The sequence below is a fragment of the Methanosarcina sp. KYL-1 genome (genome assembly GCF_024372725.1).
Classification (GTDB): domain Archaea; phylum Halobacteriota; class Methanosarcinia; order Methanosarcinales; family Methanosarcinaceae; genus Methanosarcina.
In genome coordinates, this window is sequence record NZ_VOUA01000031.1 from 12041 (window position 1) to 31171 (window position 19131).

Consider the following 19131-nt stretch of genomic DNA (forward strand, 5'->3'; position numbering starts at 1 on the left):
AAGTGAAAGTTCCGGAAGAAGCGAATGAAGCATTTCGGCAGCCAGAAAATGAAAAACCGGATGGGGAATTGAGATGGAAGCTCTGCCTTTTGACCCGCTACCTGATCCGGACAACGGCGGGCGTTCCCGAAAGGAAGTATACGCCAGACTTTCAACTGAAATGCAAGAGTTCGTGGACCGGGAGGAAAACAAGCATATCCTTGACTACGTCTGCAGGCTTCCGCTCGAAGAAATAGGGATTCCGGAATTCCACCCATATATTTCAAGAGCCCTTAAAGGCATGAAACACCCGAATCTCATATATCCCATAGGGGGAGGACTTGCCGTCCACATCTATCCTGACAACGATGATTTAAGAGACTATTACATCCCCATCGAACCCTGTATTTTCCAGGACCTGGAGAGCACCCTTGAAGAAGTGGAATGGCTGCTTGTAGACGTTGTACAGGGCCTGGAAGTTAACACAAAAAATCCGGAAGAAAGGAAAGAACTGTTAGAAAAAGTGCTTGAAAAAATCTGCATCATAAAGAAGAATGCGGAAAGAAAGAAGAAAAAAGGCACAGAGACAAATGAGGAAGATCAGGAAGAGGCCGACTCAGGCCGATTTAAAATCCTCAGCCGGCATTTAAAAGGAATTAATAAAATCTACAAAAATTCAAACATGCCGAAAATTTTGATAACTCCTGAGGAATTCAGGGCTATCAAATACATCATGGTCAGGGACAAGGTAGGGATGGGGGTGTTGCAACCGCTGTTAATGGACAGCAATATAGAAGACATAAGCTGCAGCGGGCTTGGCCGGACCTTTGTCGAACACAAGGTATTTTCCGCCCTGAAGACAACAATCTCATTCCAGGAGATGGAGGAACTTAACTCTTTTGTCATACAGATGTCCGAAAAGGTTGGAAAGCCCATTACCTACCGGGACCCGATAGTAGACACGGCGCTGCCGGACGGGTCCAGGATCAATATCGTCTTCGGGGAAGACGTTTCCAAACGCGGGAGCAATTTCACCATAAGGAAGTTCATGGGAATCCCCATTTCCATCCTCGAACTGATCGAATTCGGAACGCTTGACTACACCATGGCGGCGTATATGTGGATGATGATGAAGGCCGGGATGAACTGCTTCATCTCCGGGGAGACCGCATCCGGCAAGACCACCATGATGAACGCAGTGACCACTTTTCTCCCTCCGAATTCCAAGATTGTTTCCATCGAGGATACGCCTGAACTGCAGGTCCCCCACAAGAACTGGACCAGGGAAGTTACGAGGACCACGCGGGAAGACAGCGGGTCCGATGTTTCAATGTTCGACCTGCTGAAGGCAGCCCTGCGCCAGCGCCCCAACGAGATAATGATAGGAGAAATCCGTGGTGTGGAGGGAAACATAGCTTTCCAGGCCATGCAGACAGGGCACCCTGTCATGTCCACCTTCCACGCTGCCTCCGTTGAGAAGTTGATCCAGAGGCTTACCGGAGACCCGATAAGCGTTCCGAAGAATTATGTGGACAACCTGAACGTGGTCCTTATCCAGAGTGCGGTAAACATCCCTGGAAAGGGGTTCGGAAGAAGGGTCCTGAGCATAAACGAGATCGTAGGCTATGACCCCATTAACCATTCTTTCAATTTTATGGATATCTTCAAGTGGGACCCTGCAACGGACACGTTCAAATTCACGGGAAAGAACAACTCCTACCTGCTGGAACAAAAGATTGCACCCAGCATGGGCATTCCGGAAAAACAGGCCCGGAAAATCTACGTAGAACTTGACAAAAGGGCAAAAATCCTCAAGAAAATTCACCAGGCAAGAGTCATTAATTTCTATGAACTGTTTGAGATGCTGATCCGGGTGGAGGAGGCAGGGGTGATCCCATGAAGCTTATGGAGAATATAAGGGGTGCAAGGCTGGGGGATCTGAAGCCCGAAACGATGAGATGCCTGGAGCTGATAGGGAAACTAAGGGACGTGAAGGTAGTTGAAAGGATCAGCGATGACATGCTATTCATGCTCACGTATATGGCAGCTGTCTCCACCGCGGATATCGAGAGGGATAGAATCTTTGATTACGCCGGGTCCCAGAAGGAATATGAAGCCTCTGCATATTTCAAGCAGATCCACAACCTCGCCTCAAAATGGGGTTATGAATACTCAAAGGCCTGCAAGTACATCTCCCGGAAAGTGACGGACTCGTACCTATCGAAATTCTTCGGAAGAATGGCAAACACCCTCTCCTCCGGAGAGCCGGAAAAAAGGTTCCTTAAACACGAAAAAATCACACGGGAGGAAATATACTCCAACGAATATGAACGCGGCGTGGAATCCCTGAAGAAATGGACCGACGGCTACACTGCCCTGATGGTATCTGTTACTCTCGTTGTCACGATCCTCCTGGTGTCTGTCATGATCTACAATATAAGAAACCTGGAGACCATCGCTTCCATGACAGTCCTGTTAGTCTTATTTGTCTGCGGGCTCGCACTATTTATAATATATAAGGCAGCTCCTGCCGAAAAGAAGGTCCACGGTCTCTACCATAAATCAAAGGAACAGAAGAGAATAGAGGCCTTGAGCCGGGTTTTGCTCCCTCTCGGCGCAGTTACACTCACGTTTCTCATTTCACTTGAAACAGAACTGGAAATCCTCCTGCTGATAGTACCCCTCTTTACGCTTCCCCTCGGGGTCCTTGCAATGATCGATGACCAGAAAATCGATGAGAGGGACAGCTGTTTCCCTGCCTTTGTGAAAACCCTGGGCACTCTTGCCGGGACGACCGGGATTACTATCAGCAGTGCAATGGAGAGCCTGGACAAGGAAACAGTGGGCTGTCTCGAACCGGTAGTTGAGAAACTGTACGTGAGCCTTTCCCTGGGGCTCAAGGCAAGACTCTGCTGGGAAAAGTTTATAGGGGAAACCGGGTCCGAACTGATCAACAGGTGCTCAAAGATCTTTACCGATGCTGTAGAACTTGGAGGGGACCCGGCTGAAATCGGGAGCATTGTCTCGGCTTCAAGCCTGGTAATCGTCCTGCTCCGGATGAAAAGAAAACTGGTAAGTTCCGGTTTCCGGGGGCTTGCCATAATCCTGCACGGGGTTATGGTGGGGCTCCTTATCTTTGTCCTGGAGATAATCACCAAATTCAGCGGCCTCATAGACAGGATGGCAGAGTCACATTCCGCGCTGCAGGGGGGAATGAACGGCATGTCAGGCATGGGGATGAGCATGTTCAACGTAGGGGAGAGCTTACCCTTTCTCTGCAAATTCACCTTTGCCGTGGTAATTATCCTCACTATTTCAAACACCCTGGTCGTGAAGATCGTAGAAGGGGGGGGAAATTACAAGTTATTTTTCTATGGGGGAGTGATGTCGGGGATTTCAGGAATTTGCATGATTATTATTCCGCCGATAGTGTCAAATGTATTCTCATTTCAGATATGAAAAAGAAGAATTTGGGGCCTGAAAAAGAAGCTTTCGGAATCATGAGAAACATAAAACATCTGAGAGGATGAAATGAGAGGATGAAATCAAATGAATGCGCTAAAGAACCTTATATTCGGGGTAAAGCAGAAGAATGATAGTGAAATTGGGAAGTTGATTCAAAGGAAAAAAGAGATCCAGGTAGAGATAAGGGGACTGATGAAGGACAGAAGGGAAATCGAAGTTACCATTGAGAAAGCTCTTATAAACAGGGAAGAAACAGGACAAAAAGGGCAAAACGAGGGAAAGTTGCAAGATAAGAAAGAAGAGATCACAGGAACTGCAGGCACCCTCCGAAAAGAAGGAACTGTCTCCTCAATTCCCACTACCGGGGAACCAGGCCCTTTCAACACCGCTGAAAAAGAAAAGATCTTCCATTTAGGCAAAGGGCTGGAACTTTCTGGAAAAGAAGGAAAAGAAGGAAAAGAAGGAAAAGAAGGGAAGATAGCAATAGCAAAAGAAGGGAAAATAGGGAGAACGGGAACTGGAGTGAAATTGGAAGGAGAAAAAGAACTTATCTCCACGACCATGGAAAAAACAAAGCTTCCAAATACCTTTTTATCAGGGACTGCCGCCGAAAACAATCACTCTCTTCAGAAGAAGGGCAAACCTGAAGAAGAAAAATCTGCAGGAAGCCTTTTTGGGAATAACCTTCTCGAAGAGCTCCTGAACGATGAGGACCTGTATACTGAAGAAGAACAGAGTATTCTGAAGTTTCTTGAAGACGCGGAGGCTTCCGAACTGGTGGAGGACTTAAAAGAGGTAAAGAAATTCCTTGCAGGAGAATGTCTCTGAAATTGCTCCAGAAACAATGAAAAAAATTACAAAGTGATGATTACAAAGTGAGGAAAAGAGATTGTGAACTACCCCTCCCTAAAACCTTCGCCTGATGGCTAAGGCTTTTGAGAAAGGCTTCCTGCCTGTGGAGATCAAAAGCAGGGATGTGAAGGGAAAAGTTCCTCTAAAGAAAAAAGAAAAAACAGGGGGTGTGAAGGGAAAAAGTTCCTAAAGAAAAAGTAAAGGACTAATATCAGATTCGTTGATACTTTCGTTTTTAGTCAAGGTGGAAAAGCCCTTCTTTCGCCTTTCTCAGGTGTTCGTTCGCCTCATCAACTTTTTTGGAGGCCTCAAGGATTTCCTCAGCAGCGTCAAGGAAGCCATCCTTCTTGGCTTTCTGGGCCCATTCTACGAAACTTTTATTGTGGCTTTCGTTGTGCTCGATCCAGTGTTCAATCAGATGTGAAAGCTTCTTTGTATTCAGCTCTTGAGACATATCTATTCCCTCAGAACTTATTATGCAGTTCATTGTATAAATTCCCGCTGGATGTGAGTCAGATCTTCACGCTGTTAACTTTAAACGAAAAGCACGATACAGAAAATGGGAACTGGTTTTCAAAGAAAAAACCTCGGGACTTGACGTCCACCCTGGAAAAAAGGAAAAAGAAGAGAAAGAGGGAAAAAAGAGGGAAAAAAGAGGGAAAAAAGAAAATGAAAAAATCAGGAGGGATTTCAAGCCTTCCTGGGATCCGTAATTTCTCCCGTAAGTGCGGAAGCTGCAGCTGTTGCAGGGGATGCGAGGTAGATGAAGCCGTCTTTTCCCATCCTGCCCTTGAAGTTCCTGTTTGCGGTAGAGACGCAAACTTCTCCTTCCCCGAGCACGCCCTGGTGGGCGCCGAGGCAGGGCCCGCAGCCCGGAGTCGCAAGAGTAACCCCTGCTTTCAGGAGGATCTGCATGGTCCCGTTTTCGATTGCCGAAAGCAGGGTAGTACGGGATGCAGGGATTACGATGGTCCGGACTGCAACCTTTTTTCCTTTAAGGATTGAGGCTGCCACCTCCAGGTCTTCGAGCCTCCCGTTCGTGCAGGTCCCGATAAAGACCTGGTCCACGTGCGTACCTTCAACCTCGCCCACGGGCTTTACGTTATCAACCTGGTGCGGGCAGGCTACCTGGGGCTCGATATCCCCGGCGTCATAGGTGAACTCTTTTGCATAAGCAGCGTCCTGGTCGGCGTAGACCGGCTCATAGGGAGCAGCTGCCCTGTTTCTCAGGAACTCAAAGGTCTTTCCGTCCGGGGGGACGATTCCCGTCTTTGCTCCCATCTCGATTGCCATATTGCAGAGCGTCATCCTCCCTGCAACCGAGAGCCTGGAAATCGCAGGCCCGTAAAACTCGACAGCCTTGTAAGTGGCCCCTGCAATCCCGGTCTTTCCGATCAGGTAGAGGGTCAGGTCTTTTGCATAAACCCCTTCTCCAAGCTCCCCTTCCACGGTCATCCTGAAGCTTTCCGGAACCTTAAACCAGAGCTTGCCCGTGGCAAAGATCTCGGCCATATCGGTTGCCCCGACCCCGGTTGCAAATGCCCCGAAAGCCCCGTAGGTGCAGGAATGGGAGTCAGCCCCCACGACCAGCTTTCCCGGCAGGGCAAACCCGTTTTCAGGCAGCACCTGGTGGCAGATGCCCTCCCCCACCTCGTAAAAGTTGGGGATCCCCTGTTCCTTTACCCATTCCCGGATCTCTTTCTGGAGGGTGGCCGAAGTTTCAGTATTTGCCGGCGAGATGTGGTCGAAGGGGATGACGATCTTTGACGGGTCCCAGACCTTTTCCAGTTCCATTTCCTTAAAAGCGTTTACCGCCAGCACGGAAGTGCCGTCGTGGGCCATTGCATAATCCACGTCCGCCAGCACGAAGTCGTTAGCCTTTGCCTCTGTTCCCGCTGCCCGGGAAAAGATCTTTTCGCTGATTGTTCCCAAAAGTGAATCTCCTCTATAATGAATGGATGATTTGAGTGAGAGTATTGAAGTGAAATTAAGATTCATTTCGAATCGTAAATAAGGTTTCCTGAACTCACAGTAACGGAATATAAATAATTAATGGATTTTTGTGCTGGAAATCAGGCTTACAAAAAACAATGAAAAAATGGGCTCCCCAGAAATCCGGCCCGATCGCCGGAAAAGCCCGGAGTGGGATAGATTCCGGACCCCGATTAAGGCAGGTCTTTATCTTCATATCGTCCCCCGCATTCTCATCATCCGCATCAGCGGGCGGCCTTTTCCGAAATCACTGAAAAAAGTTGCATGCAAAATGAACTGATGAAGAGGAAGCCTTTCACTCCGATTTTTTCTGTCTTGCTTTCTATATCCTGCATTCTACACCTTAATATTCAGCCACCGGAAGGAACTTTTTAGGGATCTAGCTGTACTTTTTCGGTCACTATAATAATCCTTTTAAGTATCCAGCTGTCCTATTCCGGTCACTATAATGACCTTTTTAGGCATCAAGCTGTACTTTTTCGGCCCCCCCAACACTATTTTTATTTATGCGATGTAATCTTTGGAAAAGGCCGGCCTCCTTCGTCGGCAGAGTTGCTGCTCTGCAGTACGCAGTCCTTTTCGGTCACTGCGCTCCCTCAAGAGGACTTGAATTTTAAAATCTGGTCATTTATATTTTATAGGTGGACGGGAACCCGGTGAGAGTGCCGGTACTGAGAAGCAAATCGAAAAAAGGTTTTCAGGGGTAACTCGTATAAGGGATAATCTTCAGGCAAAGTTTTAAACATTCCCACGACTAATATTTATTGCAGATGTAATAAAGCTCTTTCCCGGGCATTACTTTCGGACAGGGAGGCCTGCTCATTCAATTTTTCAGGGGAAGGGTGAAAAAGAAGTTTGTGATAGGGGATTTGATATGACGTCAAAATTGATGGACTACTTCAACAAGCAACCGAGAATTGGAGTTCTCAGCACAGCGAGTAAAGATGGAAAGGTAGATTCAGCCATTTTCGGCTCACCCAATATGATCGATGAAAAGACCGTTGTAGTTGCAACAGGTAAGAACCGCACGTTTTCAAACCTTCAGGAAAACCCTTACGCGATATACCTGATAATGGAACCAGATACGGAATGGAAAGGGATCAGGGTTTATATGAAGATGAAGGAATCTGCGACTTCCGGGGAAATGCTTGATACGATTAAAAGCCAGATCGCAAAAATGGCCGGGGAGGAGGCTGCGCAGATGATGAATGCAACGGTTACCTTCGAGATCATTGAGCTGAGACCTCTCATTGATATGGGACAGGGCTGGGAGAAATCGATCTGAGTTTTCAGAAGTGATGTGAATCAAAGTGAACTCCCCCTCCCTAAAACCTTTGCCTTGCGGCTCAGGTTTTGAGGAAGGGGCTTCCTGCTTCATTCCCCGGAGTAAGCTCCGCAAGTCCACAGGCTCTTCCCCACGTTCCGCAGGTGTCAAGTTACAATCAGATTTTTAGCTTGAAGTGCAAATTTTTTGATATTAATAGCGGCATTTATGTCCCTGTCATGTTTTGTTTTACACACAGGACACTCCCATTCTCTAACATCCAGAGTTATGTTTGAATTGTGATACCCGCAAACGTTACAAAGCTTTGTTGATGGCTCAAATCTCCCTATCCTTAACAGGGTTTTCCCGAACCATTCAGCTTTATACACTAACTTTGTAACAAAACTGCTCCATGAAGAATCACTTATTGCCTGTGCAAGATGATGGTTTTTAAGCATACCATTAACGTTTAACGTTTCCACAGCTATTGCTTGGTTCTCGCGTATAAGTTTAGAGGAAAGTTGGTGCTGGAAATCGTTTCGCTGGTTGCTGATTTTTTCGTGAAGTTTGGCAAGCCTTAATTTGGCTTTTTCCCTGTTCTTTGAGCCTTTCGGTTTTTTGCTTACTCTTTTTTGCAGGACTTTCAGGCGTTTCATAGAGTTTTTCAGGTACTTAGGATTCTCTATTTTTTCTCCTGTTGAGATAACTGCAAAATCCTTGATACCCACGTCAACCCCTACAGTTGTATCAGCCGAAAATTCCTGTTTTTCAGGCAACTCTTCACCATTATCCACAAGAATACTGATATAGTAGATTTCAGTGGAGGTTCTGGAAACAGTTGCTGTTTTTAGTTTTCCCTCAAACCTCTGGTGAAGAACTGCTTTAACTTTACCGATTTTAGGGAGTTTGACAACGTTATTCTCAAAATCGACAGTGTAGTGTTGAGGGACAGGGAAAGACTGTATAGGGTTCTTTCTTGATTTGAAATTAGGGAAACCATTCTTTTCCCTGAAAAACATGGTAAAGGCGGAATCTAAGTTTTTCGTCATTCCCTGCAATGACTGAGAATTTACTTTCTTAAGCCATTCATGCTCTTTTTTCAGTTCAGGAAGCCGTTTGTTCAGGTCATACTGGGATAGGGATCTCCCTTCCTGCTCGTAAGATTTGATTTTCTGTTCTAAAGCCCAGTTATAGACGAACCTGCAGCTACCGATATGGTTAGCTATCATGGTTTTTTGTTCGGCGGCAGGATACAACCTGAATTTATAGGCTTTTAACATCATATCAGTAAACGTTTTACGAATTTATATGTATATAGGCAAGTTAACTAATCGTAGTGCCGGGAAGTGGACGGCTTTCATCCCCTCCTTGCTATTTTCCGGCAAAACCGGAAATGGCGAGGAAGGGGTCTTCTCGCCTTAAGAGATAAAAGATTAAAAAAATCGGAATAAAAAGATCAAAAGAAAAAATGACCGGCTAAAACCTTAAAATGGGGATTAACTCAGGTTTTTAGATTATGCCGGCCTTTTCAAGAAAACCTTCCAGAGGCACGGAATGGGTCTGGAAGCCGCAGACTTTGTATGGGTCCGCACCCATGGAAAGGGCCACGAACTGGGCGATGTTCATGTGCACCATATCGTATTCCACGCCGAACTCCCGCTCAATCACGGGCTGGTAGCGGTCGTACTGGATGTGGCAGTTCGGGCACATGTGGAGCATGAGCTCTACCCCGGCTCTCTGCAGGCTGTCGAGTTTGGTTTTGGTAACCTGAAGCGAGGTATTTTTGTTCAGGTGGAGCTGGGAAAAGCCCATCCCGCAGGTCAGGGTACGGTCCTCGTACCAGCGGACAGGGAAAGCTCCGCAGGCTGCGGCTATAGTGTCTATGAGCTGGGGGTTTTCGGGGTTTCCGACGACGTCCAGGTACTTTACTTTATAATAATGGCAGGCGTGGTGGGCGGCTGCGCGGGTGCCGGCGAAATCGAGCTGCTTTTCTTCCCGGATTCGGTCGGCTTTGCTCAGGAGGATTTCGACGGCGTGGTAGAAATTTGTCCTGGGGTTCATGTCGCCTTTTTCGTAGACCAGGTCATCGAGGCCCTGTTCTCGGAAGACGGAGTTGACTTTGTCCCGGACTTCGTCGTTTGTGTTCAGGAGCTCGCAGGCTTCCTTATTTACGGCATAGCAAGTGGAGCAGAGGCAGGTGATGTTAGGATAGCCGCACCTCCTGGCAACGGCGAAGTTGCGGGCTGCAATGGCTGCGGTGGTAAGGCCTTCAAAGAGGTCTGTGTAGTGGCCGATCCCGGTGCAGCAGGACTGTTCGTCGTTTACCAGGTAGTCTATGCCAAGCCTGTCAAAGACATAGCGTGTGGCACTCTCTACCCCGGGGTACTCATGGGAGACCATGCAGCTCTTAAACAATAAAAGCTTCCTGTCCGGGATATTCTCTATCAGTTTCAAAGCCGAATTCTCCGCTCTTGTCTTCGTTTTTCTCACACCGTACATTCAGGAACTCATGAAGGCGTTTTTCCTGCAGTTTTCCTTTTATCCATTTCTCCCTTTCAAAATAACCTGTACCCTCAAGGATAGCCCGGACTTCCCCGTTGGTGTTCCTGACATCTTTCGGACCGAGCCCGAGTTCGGCCCGGATTGACTCCAGGTTCCGTTTAAACCCTATCCAGTGCTCACCAAGGTCTTTTTCCATGTTCCTGACGCCCGGACCCGGGACTTTGCTTGCCCCGTTTTCTGCCAGGACCTCCCCGATCTCCATAAAGTACTCAAGCCTCTCAAGCCCGATTCCTTCATTTATGGCCATCTGCCTGAGCACCTGCACGATTGTTACCGGGCTGTTGTTCCTGGGACAGCGCAGATTGCAGGAATAGCAGTAGAAGCAGGCCCAGATCATTTCCGACTCAAGCACACTGCGGTCGTTTTCCTGAACCTTCTTTACGAGCTGCCGGGGGTTGTAGTCCGTAAAGCGGGCTGCAGGGCAGGACGCCGTGCAGGCTCCACACTGGATGCAGCGGTCCAGCCCCAGGGAGGTAGGGGTCCGGATGCTTTTTTTTGCGGTCTCTGCAAGGGTTTTACACTCCGGGGTGTCGTATCCGTTTACGTGCGGCATCAATGGCATCATTTGATCATCTCTCCTTCCCGGGAAAGGGTGGTAAAAGTGCCTGCAAGCCCCTTAGTATTCGGGACGTAGGCTTTCTTGAAATGGAGCCTGGAACCGTCTGCTCCGAGTTCCTCTTTCAGCTTTTCGAAATGGCTGGCAACAAGAGGATAGATTATTTCGGCTTTCGGGTTATCGGGGGGGTCTTCCACAAAAAGGACCGAAGCAGCCCCGTGCCTGAAGGCATGCAGCAGCAGGTCCCTGTCCACCACAAGGCCCGTAGGCACCCTGACGAGCTTGACACTTGAGGGGTAGTTAAGCACACTGTTTCCGATGTTGTCGCAGGTAAGGGCAGAAATCCCGCTGTTTACGAAGCTCAGAAGGTCTCCTTCTTCGAGGACCCCTTCAATTTCGGCTTTTAGCTGGGTTTTGGTAAAGCCTGCAACCTGTATTGCTCCGGTTTCACAGTGCCGGGTGCAGTACCCGCAACCTGTGCAGATCAGTGGGTCAACGACCACCCTCCCGCTTTCGGAAAAAGAAAGGGCCTCAAACGGGCAGTCCAGGCAGACCCCGCAGCGGGTGCAGAGTAGCTGATTGATGGCTGCCAGCTCATTCTCAAGGATCTTCGGGCTGTCCGTAATGAACGCCCTGGCCCTGACCGCAGCAAGCCCTGCCTGAGCGATGGCATCCGTGATGTCCTTCGGGCCCTGGGCCGTGCCGCAGACAAAGATCCCGTCCACCGAACTGTCTACAGGCTTCAGTTTGGAGTGCCTTTCCTTAACAAAGCCGTTCTCATCCTGGCTCAGGTTTAAAACACCTGCAATTTCCCTGGTTCCGGGAGAGGGAAGCATGGCCGCGGAAAGCACGACCAGGTCGGCCGGGAGTTCCAGCCTTTTCTGGTTCAGGGTGTCTTCGACCCTCACGACAAGGCTTTTGTCCGGCTTTTCCACGACTTCGGCAGGCCTGCCCCTCACAAAGGAGACACCCATGTCCTGGACTGCACGGTAATAGTTCTCGTAAAAGCCAAAAGCCCGCATATCGATATAGCAGATCGTAATTTCAGTATCCGGATGTTTTTTCGTTATAAGGCTTGCATGTTTCAGGGCAGCCATGCAGCAATACCTGGAACAGTAAGGGCTTCCTCCGGCTTTTTCGTCCCTTGAGCCCACGCACTGGATCATAACTATCCTTTTCGGGACCCCGGCAGCAGGTAAATTATCATTTTGATTCACACATGCACCTGAAACAGATGTACATGAAACAGATGAACCTGAAACAGAGGCACCTGACGCAGAGGCACCTGACCGATCGGCATCTGAAAGCCTGCCGGAATCGGAAGGCCTGAGCAGTTCCCCTTTTGTGGGGCCATTGATCCCCAGCACCCTGGCAAGTTCCATCTGGGTCAGTACGTTTGAAAAAATCCCATACCCGTACTGGGGTTTCTGGGAGGCGTCATATTCTGAAAAACCTGTAGCAACAACGATGGCGCCGACATTTATTTCAAAAAATTCATCCTGCTGCCCGAAGTCGATTGCCCCGCTTCTGCAGGCTTCGGCACATTTCCCGCAGGCTTCCCCATCGCAGGCTTCCCCGTTTAACTGAAGGCAGTGTTCGGGGTCGATGCAGTAAACTTTCGGGACGGACTGGGAAAAGCGCAGGGAAATTGCCTTTTTATCTTTATGCCCGCAGTTGAACTCGTTTTCAACGACAACAGGGCAGACCCGGGTGCAGCGCCCGCAGGCTGTGCAGTTGTCCCGGACATATCTCGGCTTTTTCTTCAGCAAAACTCTGAAGTTTCCGGCACTTCCATTTACCCGTTCAACTTCAGTCCAGGTTAAAAGAGTGATTTTGGGGTGAGCTGCAACCTCGTTCATAAGAGGGCTCAGCGAACACATGGCGCATTCTTCCGCAAGCTTGTCGGGGGAAAAGATCTTGCCGATTTTTGCCATCTGCCCCCCTATGCTTGAGTCTTTCTCAACAAGGAAGGTGGAAATGCCGTTATCCGCAAGGTTCAGGGCTGCCGTAATTCCGGATATCCCCCCGCCGATTACAAGGGCCTGAGGGGCGATGTCCACTTTTATCTCTTCCAAGGGCTCGACATTTTGCAGGCGCCTTAGTTTTCCCCGGAGCAAGGAGATTGCTTTCTCGGTGGCTTCGGCTTTTTCGGGGTGGACCCAGGCACACTGTTCCCTGAGGTTTGCAATTTCGAGCATTGCCCTGTTCAGCCCGGTTTCCTGGATGCACTTTTTAAACAGGGTCCCATGTTTGGAAGGAGTACACGAGCCAATCACGATTCCGTCCAGGCCTTCTTCCGAAATCTTGCCTTTGATCAGTGCCTGGCCCTGGCTCGAACAGAGGTACTCGTAATCAAAAACGGAAATCCCCTCGGATTTCAGGGTTTTTTTCACGGCACTTATATCAACATGTTCGGAAATATTCCCGCTACAGTGGCAGATGAATACGGCGGTTTTCTCCGGGGATGCTCTCATCAATTTAGAATCTGCCCGGGATTCGTATTTAAGGGTTGCCAAAATAGAGGAGGTAAATATCCCATAAAGGACAGTTCCTTGCAAAGATTTGCAACATAAGGACATATTTTTAGGAAAAGGATATTTCATTCACATTCACACCTGATTTTCTCCGCACCGGGAGAGTTCAAGGCAGAAAAGGAAACATAAATTTATGGAAAAAGAAAAACCAAAAAAATTCCGATTTCTTAAACTATTTTATTCCGTTTGAGCTTATTTTGTAGCTCGGAGAGAAGAAGTTCACGCCTCTCCATAGTCAAAAAGTTTTTATGGGCATATAATTATATATATGGAGAGAGAGTATTATTAATAAAATTAGTTGATCATATGCAGCTTTGCGAGAAGCACCGCGTATCCCGGCTCGCGACAATAGAAATATATTATATATGACATAGTACCTGATTATAGTAAGTACATGAGACAGAGTACGTGAAATAGTATACTTCTATTGACCTAACTGGATTGACTGTATACTGGATATAATACTGGAGACATCCGGTATAAACGGCAGATGATAGTTGTGGCAGAGAATGGATTGACAGTAGAGGAGAGCGATTTTAAAATGGAAGATGTCGAATATGAAATGGTTGAGTTACTGAGAAGGCTTAATATCAACAGGCCCGTGGCTCTCACCCTCGCATGCCTCTCGAAAGGAGAGGAGATTTCTTCCCAGTGTATCGAAATGGTATCAGGCCTGAGACAGCCGGAAGTCAGCATTGCAATGCGCTACCTTCGTGAAAACGATTGGGTGGATATGAGGGAAGAAAAGAAAAACCAGGGCAAAGGCAGGCCGGTCAAACTGTACAAACTCACAGTCTCGATGGAAACAATCATCAACACAATTGAGGAAGACGTCCTGGCAGAAAGCAGGACAGTACTCCAGAATATAGAACGCCTCAAAAACCTCTCCTGAAACCTTCCGGTAAAAGCTTTCAGCATGATTCTCAAATAATATTCAGAAAATATCCGCAAATAATCAAAAACCCCCCAACAGTCAAAAATTCAGACGGATCAAACCCTCTAAAACCTTTTTTCTTACGGAAAATCCCCTTTTCGACTTCATTTCCCAAACCTTTGGACCGAGAGAAACAGGACAGAGGAAACAGGATAGAAGGAAACAACACAGGAAGAAAAGGGACACAAAACCGGGGACATAAAACCCACAATAACTCAAGTATTCATAGGAAGAATCACTTCGCCTTCCTGAATACAGGCCATACCCCCGCAAGACTTTCCTCCCAAACAAAATATCAATCTTGCGGCATTTTCACTCCTTCTTAACTGTAATTCTAGCGTCATACCTTATTTTCGTCCTGTGTAAGAATTCACCGCCGGCGTTAGAATTTACCTACTTCATCAGCACCCCCTGATACTGTTTTTAATCACCCCACTCCTGCCGCACTTCCAGAACTCCACCAGCAGACCCTGTTTTTCCTGAAAAAGAGATCCAGACAGACCTGTAAAGTATCTCCCGAATCCGGGAGAGGAAAATGTTAACGCACACCAGAATAGATAAAACAGAATCAAAAGACCTTAAAAATCATTTGTTAACCTGGCCGAACAGTCTAAAATATAAATATAAATCGATAAATATTAAAAATAAAACATAAGCAAATATTTATATTAATTTACTCCATAATACTTCTTCGGGTGATTTAATGGTAGATGAAAGTGGTTTGAACATAGAAACTACTGACATAACGGACGAAACTCCCATCATAATGGGAACAAACGAATATGAAATGATCGAATTATTTAGAAAGATCAACGTCAGCAGGCCCATTGCTCTTACCCTTGCATGTCTTGCAAAAGGAAGGGAAGTCTCTTCCCAGAGCATAGAGATGGTAGCGGGCCTGAGACAACCGGAAGTCAGCGTTGCGATGCGGTACCTCCGCGAGAACAACTGGATTGACATCCGGGAAGAAAAGAAGTCAAAAGGTAAGGGCAGACCGATCAAGCTGTACAAGCTCACCGTCCCCATGGACAACATTGTCAGCACGATCGAACAGGAAATCATACACGAAAGCAGGCTTGTGCTCCAGAACATCCAGCGTCTGAAACTCATTGCCTGAAAGTGTGAAAAGGGGATTGGAGCAGGCAGGGACGCAGGCCATAGTCCGTTCCAGGACAGCGCCTCAACCCGATACTTTTCAAACTGTTCTATCTTAAAGGGGATACCACACCCCCCACCCCCAAATTTTTTCTCTTCAACAGCTTTCCTCTTCAACAGCTTTCCAACAGCTTTCCTCTTCAACAGCTTTCCTCTTCAACAGCTTTCCTCTTCAACAGCTTTTCTCCCATAGATATTTAATCTTCAACCCATCAATGGACCTTATTTTAGCGTGATTCTGCAGACCTATTATCCATATTAAAAGACCACTAAACAATAGTGCTTGAGGGATAGACAAAATCACTCCAGGAAAAGAATAGAAAAAACAGAAAAAGAAACCCGGAAAAAAAATGAAATTGCAGGAGAAATGAAATTTCAGAAAAGTAAGAATACAGGAAAAAGATATTAAAGAAAGTATGGTGGGCCCGCTGCGATTCGAACGCAGGACCTCACGGTTATCAGCCGTGCGCTCCACCAGGCTAAGCTACGGGCCCGATATGAAGGCTAATTTGCCATTGTTGTAAAAAAACCTAGTGGTTCTCTGAAAAGAGACTATTGGATTATGGTGGGCCCGCTGCGATTCGAACGCAGGACCTCACGGTTATCAGCCGTGCGCTCCACCAAGCTAAGCTACGGGCCCAGATGTTAGGTTTTTTTTGAATTACCGGAGTTGAAAGGCTTTTTTCGGGAAAGCATCCCAATCCGACAACACTTCTAATACGCAAATTACTACTTATAACTTTTGCTCGAATTTCAGGGCTCCCGCAGGTTCAAAAAATTATTTATACGAAACCGACCCATGAGGGCGACAGTTTTATATACGATACTGTGATTTAAAGGAAATGCGCGTGGCGCAGTAAATGTATGGGCCGGTAGATCAGGGGAAGATCGCTACCTTGGCATGGTAGAGGCCTCGGGTTCAATTCCCGACCGGTCCATAAAAATTATGTTCTATTTCTTTTCTCTGGTTTTCTTTGTTTTTATCCATTTTTTATCCAGTTTTTTCTGCTCTTCTCTGCTTTTATCCGGTTTTTTGTTCTTCTCTGTTCTTATCCGGTTCTTATCCTGTTACCCCATATGTTTCTGTTTTTTGTATTTTCCCTGGTTTCTTACCTTAGAAAAATTACGCGGCACGCAAAAACACTGCCTGACTTTTAAATACCCGATGAATCTTAACTATTTACATGCGCAAAGCCACTCTTGCAACTATAGGCCTTGTCCTTCTTTCTTTCATTCTCTCAATCTATTTTTACCCCGTCGTGCCCGAGCAAATGGCCAGTCACTGGAACGCAGGAGGAGAAGTAGACGGGTACATGTCGAAGTTCTGGGGGCTTTTTTTCATGCCGCTTATGCTTGCCGGGCTTGCCCTGCTGTTCCTCGCAATTCCCAGGATTGACCCGCTGAAGGAGAATATAGAGAAGTTCAGGAAGTATTATGACGGGTTCATCATCCTTTTCCTTGTGTTTATGCTTGCCGTCCATACACAGGTGCTGCTCTGGAACATAGGGATAAGGATCAGCCCGAACGCGGTGCTTCCGGTGGGGATTGGGCTTCTGTTTTATTACATAGGGATCCTTACGGAAAATGCGGAGAGGAACTGGTTCATTGGCATCCGGACGCCCTGGACCCTGAGCAGCGACAGGGTGTGGAAAAAAACAAACAGGCTGGGAGGAAAGCTCTTCAAGCTTGCAGGGTTAGTGGCACTGTTAGGGATCTTTTTCCAGGAGTTTGCCGTATATTTTATCCTCGTGCCTGCACTATCTGTTGCAGGGTTTACGGTTGTTTACTCGTATCTGGAATATCAGAAAGAACTGAAAGGAAATGAATTGGAAGCATCCGGAGTATAAACCGGGCCTGGAAACAACAGGACCTGGAAACAACAGGACCTGGAAACAACAGGACCTGGAAACAACAGGACCTGATAATCAATATTTTCAGCACCTACGTTGCCCATATAAAAATAATTCCTTATTTCCGGCTCTTCCAGCCCCCGGGGATTGATTTTGAGCCGGTTTCCGGCTCTTATTTCATCAGTACGTTTATCTAACATGCTCTCGTTTTGAATTATTGATTTTTATGGTAGAAGACATCAGAAACGATTCCAGCAAAACTGTTGAAAGCGGGGATACCATTTCCGTTGACTATGTGGGAGAGCTCGAAGACGGGACAGTTTTCGACACATCCGTAAAGGAAGTTGCCGTGGAGGCGGGGACCTACAACGAGATGCGAGGCTATGAACCTCTCACGTTCACCGTGGGCGCTGGCCAGATGATAAAGGGCTTTGACGAGGGCGTTGTCGGGATGAAAGTAGGGGAAGAAAAGACCCTGAAAATCCCTCCCGAAGAAGCTTATGGGGAGTACAGGGAAGAATTTGCCAGGAAACTCCCGGTTTCAGCCGTGGATTTCACACCCGAAGTCGGGATGCAGCTTGCCACGGATAACGGGCTCAGGGGCACGGTTACCGAGGTAGATGAAGAAAGCTTCATGATTGACTTCAACCACGAGCTTGCAGGCAAGACCCTGATTTTCAAAATAAAAGTCGTCTCCGTGGAGGCTTGAGAGGGATGAACAGAGGGAGGGGGGCGATTTTCTTTATATGCATGCTTCTTGCGGGAAGCATGCTCCTTGTGAGCGGGTGTACGGACACCGGAAACGGCGGCCAAGCCGGGGAAACCGACGCAGTCAAACCCGGGGATATTGTCCGGGTGGACTATGTGGGAAAGCTCGAAGACGGTACTGTCTTTGATACCTCAATAGAAGAGGTCGCAACCGAGGCCGGCATATACAATGAAAATAGGGACTACATCCCCCTGGCGTTTGAGGCAGGGGCGGGGCAGATGATCAAAGGCTTCGACGAGGGCGTAATCGGGATGAAGGTAGGAGAAGAAAAGACCCTGACCATTCCTCCGGAGAAAGCTTACGGAGAATACGACGAAGCAAAAGTCCAGGCAATTCCCCTTGAAGATATGGGACTTCCCGAACCTCCGGTAGCCGGACAAAAGCTCTCTACGATTTACGGAACGACAGTCACGGTACTCGAAGTTAATGAAACCCACGCTAAGATTGACTTCAACCACGAACTCGCAGGCAAGACCCTGATTTTTGATATTACCCTTGTTTCTATCGAATCAAAATGAATTTCCGGCAGCCTCTGCCACGAGGCGGCTTTGTTTTACCGTATGCCCATACAGGAACGGAGCTTTGGAGGGGCACCGGCGAGATTGAAATCTGAAAAATTAGCACCGGCGAAATTGAAACCGAAAGTTTGAAAACGGCAAGATTGAAACCGAAAGATTGAAACCGGTAAAATTGGCGCCGGCATAACAGAACGCACGGAGATGAAAAAGAAATGGAAAATTCTCAAGCCGTTGAAGCAGGAAATTACGTGCTTGTGGATTACACGGTGACATTAGAAGACGGAATAGCATTCGATACCACCGTAAAAGAGCAGGCCCTCGAAGCAGGCATATACGATGAGGAAAAGAAATACACCCCCCTGTTTTTCAGGGCGGACGCAAGACAGGTCATAAAAGGCCTGGACAGAGGCGTTCTGGGGATGAAAGAGGGAGAAGAAAAGACCCTTATAATCCCGCCGGTCGAAGCCTACGGGGAGTACAAAGCCTACCTGGCACAGGATATCCCCCTTGAGAGGCTGGAACTTCAGGCACCTCCCGAAGTGGGCGAGGAAATCACTACCCCCGGTGGAAGGGATGTAAAGGTGCTTGCTTTAACCGACACCCACGCTACCCTGGACTTCAACCACGAACTTGCAGGCAAAACCCTCATAATGAAGGTGAAACTGGTCTCGGTTATCAGATAATTAAAAAGAAGGTAGTTA

General features: G+C 47.6%; 16 protein-coding genes and 3 tRNA genes. 11 read left to right on the forward strand and 8 right to left on the reverse strand.

The window, feature by feature from the left end; translation table 11 throughout:
• Positions 1-73: 73 nt before the first annotated feature.
• The 3 genes from FTO70_RS15495 (at position 74) to FTO70_RS15505 (ending at position 4272) form a co-directional block, all read left to right on the forward strand.
• Positions 74-1879, forward strand: coding sequence for a type II/IV secretion system ATPase subunit (locus tag FTO70_RS15495; protein WP_255336671.1), 1806 nt, complete (start codon positions 74-76; stop codon positions 1877-1879).
• Positions 1876-3438, forward strand: a complete 1563-nt coding sequence (gene flaJ, locus FTO70_RS15500; RefSeq protein WP_255336672.1) for an archaellar assembly protein FlaJ — start codon at positions 1876-1878, stop codon at positions 3436-3438. Before FTO70_RS15495 ends, flaJ begins: the two co-directional genes overlap by 4 nt.
• 90 nt (positions 3439-3528) lie before the next feature.
• Positions 3529-4272: a hypothetical protein gene (locus FTO70_RS15505; RefSeq protein WP_255336673.1), complete on the forward strand. Its 744-nt coding sequence runs from the start codon at positions 3529-3531 to the stop codon at positions 4270-4272.
• Positions 4273-4531: 259 nt separating this feature from the next.
• On the opposite strand, the gene FTO70_RS15510 is transcribed toward FTO70_RS15505, so the two are convergent.
• Positions 4532-4750, reverse strand: a complete 219-nt coding sequence (locus FTO70_RS15510; protein ID WP_255336674.1) for a hypothetical protein — start codon at positions 4748-4750, stop codon at positions 4532-4534.
• 236 nt (positions 4751-4986) lie between these two features.
• Positions 4987-6219 (reverse strand): homoaconitase large subunit, encoded by a 1233-nt coding sequence (hacA, locus tag FTO70_RS15515; protein ID WP_255336697.1) that lies wholly within the window; start codon positions 6217-6219, stop codon positions 4987-4989.
• 943 nt (positions 6220-7162) lie between these two features.
• Between hacA and FTO70_RS15520 the strand changes: the two genes are divergently transcribed.
• The gene (locus tag FTO70_RS15520; protein WP_255336675.1) at positions 7163-7573 is read left to right on the forward strand and encodes a pyridoxamine 5'-phosphate oxidase family protein; all 411 of its coding nucleotides are present in this window, start codon (positions 7163-7165) and stop codon (positions 7571-7573) included.
• A gap of 146 nt (positions 7574-7719) precedes the next feature.
• Here FTO70_RS15520 and tnpB read toward each other — a convergent pair whose 3' ends face one another.
• The 4 genes from tnpB to hdrA form a co-directional block, all read right to left on the reverse strand.
• The gene (gene tnpB / locus FTO70_RS15525) at positions 7720-8832 is read right to left on the reverse strand and encodes an IS200/IS605 family element RNA-guided endonuclease TnpB (protein ID WP_255336676.1); all 1113 of its coding nucleotides are present in this window, start codon (positions 8830-8832) and stop codon (positions 7720-7722) included.
• A 229-nt stretch (positions 8833-9061) separates the two neighbouring features.
• Positions 9062-10006, reverse strand: coding sequence for a ferredoxin:CoB-CoM heterodisulfide reductase subunit HdrB (hdrB, locus tag FTO70_RS15530; RefSeq protein ID WP_255336677.1), 945 nt, complete (start codon positions 10004-10006; stop codon positions 9062-9064).
• Complete coding sequence (gene hdrC, locus FTO70_RS15535; RefSeq protein WP_255336678.1) at positions 9960-10676, reverse strand: ferredoxin:CoB-CoM heterodisulfide reductase subunit HdrC; 717 nt, start codon at positions 10674-10676, stop codon at positions 9960-9962. Before hdrC ends, hdrB begins: the two co-directional genes overlap by 47 nt.
• Complete coding sequence (hdrA, locus tag FTO70_RS15540) at positions 10676-13144, reverse strand: ferredoxin:CoB-CoM heterodisulfide reductase subunit HdrA (protein ID WP_255336698.1); 2469 nt, start codon at positions 13142-13144, stop codon at positions 10676-10678. Before hdrA ends, hdrC begins: the two co-directional genes overlap by 1 nt.
• A 550-nt stretch (positions 13145-13694) precedes the next feature.
• Between hdrA and FTO70_RS15545 the strand changes: the two genes are divergently transcribed.
• Both FTO70_RS15545 and FTO70_RS15550 read left to right on the forward strand, forming a co-directional pair.
• Positions 13695-14096, forward strand: a complete 402-nt coding sequence (locus FTO70_RS15545; RefSeq protein ID WP_255336679.1) for a transcriptional regulator — start codon at positions 13695-13697, stop codon at positions 14094-14096.
• A 745-nt stretch (positions 14097-14841) separates the two neighbouring features.
• Complete coding sequence (locus FTO70_RS15550; RefSeq protein ID WP_255336680.1) at positions 14842-15255, forward strand: transcriptional regulator; 414 nt, start codon at positions 14842-14844, stop codon at positions 15253-15255.
• A 455-nt stretch (positions 15256-15710) separates the two neighbouring features.
• Here the strand turns inward: FTO70_RS15550 and FTO70_RS15555 are convergent.
• Together FTO70_RS15555 and FTO70_RS15560 are read right to left on the reverse strand one after the other, a co-directional pair.
• Positions 15711-15787 (reverse strand) — tRNA-Ile (locus FTO70_RS15555).
• A 69-nt stretch (positions 15788-15856) separates the two neighbouring features.
• Positions 15857-15933 (reverse strand) — tRNA-Ile (locus FTO70_RS15560).
• A 226-nt stretch (positions 15934-16159) separates the two neighbouring features.
• On the opposite strand from FTO70_RS15560, the gene FTO70_RS15565 reads away from it, so the two are divergent.
• From FTO70_RS15565 to FTO70_RS15585, 5 genes are all read left to right on the forward strand, one after another.
• A tRNA-Ala gene (locus FTO70_RS15565) sits at positions 16160-16231 on the forward strand.
• 246 nt (positions 16232-16477) lie between these two features.
• On the forward strand, positions 16478-17140 hold the full coding sequence (locus tag FTO70_RS15570) for an SdpI family protein (RefSeq protein ID WP_255336681.1): 663 nt from the start codon (positions 16478-16480) through the stop codon (positions 17138-17140).
• A 229-nt stretch (positions 17141-17369) separates the two neighbouring features.
• On the forward strand, positions 17370-17852 hold the full coding sequence (locus FTO70_RS15575) for a peptidylprolyl isomerase (RefSeq protein WP_255336682.1): 483 nt from the start codon (positions 17370-17372) through the stop codon (positions 17850-17852).
• Between the two features lie 41 nt (positions 17853-17893).
• Positions 17894-18430 (forward strand): peptidylprolyl isomerase, encoded by a 537-nt coding sequence (locus FTO70_RS15580; RefSeq protein WP_255336683.1) that lies wholly within the window; start codon positions 17894-17896, stop codon positions 18428-18430.
• Between the two features lie 212 nt (positions 18431-18642).
• Positions 18643-19113, forward strand: a complete 471-nt coding sequence (locus FTO70_RS15585; RefSeq protein ID WP_255336684.1) for a peptidylprolyl isomerase — start codon at positions 18643-18645, stop codon at positions 19111-19113.
• Positions 19114-19131 lie beyond the last annotated feature (18 nt).

Excerpts from the sequence above, each read along its gene's own strand:
- FTO70_RS15495 (WP_255336671.1), top strand. The coding sequence starts at position 74 with ATGGAAGCTCTGCCTTTTGACCCGCTACCTGATCCGGACAACGGCGGG.
- flaJ (WP_255336672.1), top strand. The coding sequence starts at position 1,876 with ATGAAGCTTATGGAGAATATAAGGGGTGCAAGGCTGGGGGATCTGAAG.
- FTO70_RS15505 (WP_255336673.1), top strand. The coding sequence starts at position 3,529 with ATGAATGCGCTAAAGAACCTTATATTCGGGGTAAAGCAGAAGAATGAT.
- FTO70_RS15510 (WP_255336674.1), bottom strand. The coding sequence starts at position 4,750 with ATGTCTCAAGAGCTGAATACAAAGAAGCTTTCACATCTGATTGAACAC.
- FTO70_RS15520 (WP_255336675.1), top strand. The coding sequence starts at position 7,163 with ATGACGTCAAAATTGATGGACTACTTCAACAAGCAACCGAGAATTGGA.
- tnpB (WP_255336676.1), bottom strand. The coding sequence starts at position 8,832 with ATGTTAAAAGCCTATAAATTCAGGTTGTATCCTGCCGCCGAACAAAAA.
- hdrC (WP_255336678.1), bottom strand. The coding sequence starts at position 10,676 with ATGCCATTGATGCCGCACGTAAACGGATACGACACCCCGGAGTGTAAA.
- hdrA (WP_255336698.1), bottom strand. The coding sequence starts at position 13,144 with ATGAGAGCATCCCCGGAGAAAACCGCCGTATTCATCTGCCACTGTAGC.
- FTO70_RS15545 (WP_255336679.1), top strand. The coding sequence starts at position 13,695 with ATGATAGTTGTGGCAGAGAATGGATTGACAGTAGAGGAGAGCGATTTT.
- FTO70_RS15550 (WP_255336680.1), top strand. The coding sequence starts at position 14,842 with ATGGTAGATGAAAGTGGTTTGAACATAGAAACTACTGACATAACGGAC.
- FTO70_RS15570 (WP_255336681.1), top strand. The coding sequence starts at position 16,478 with ATGCGCAAAGCCACTCTTGCAACTATAGGCCTTGTCCTTCTTTCTTTC.
- FTO70_RS15575 (WP_255336682.1), top strand. The coding sequence starts at position 17,370 with ATGGTAGAAGACATCAGAAACGATTCCAGCAAAACTGTTGAAAGCGGG.
- FTO70_RS15580 (WP_255336683.1), top strand. The coding sequence starts at position 17,894 with ATGCTTCTTGCGGGAAGCATGCTCCTTGTGAGCGGGTGTACGGACACC.
- FTO70_RS15585 (WP_255336684.1), top strand. The coding sequence starts at position 18,643 with ATGGAAAATTCTCAAGCCGTTGAAGCAGGAAATTACGTGCTTGTGGAT.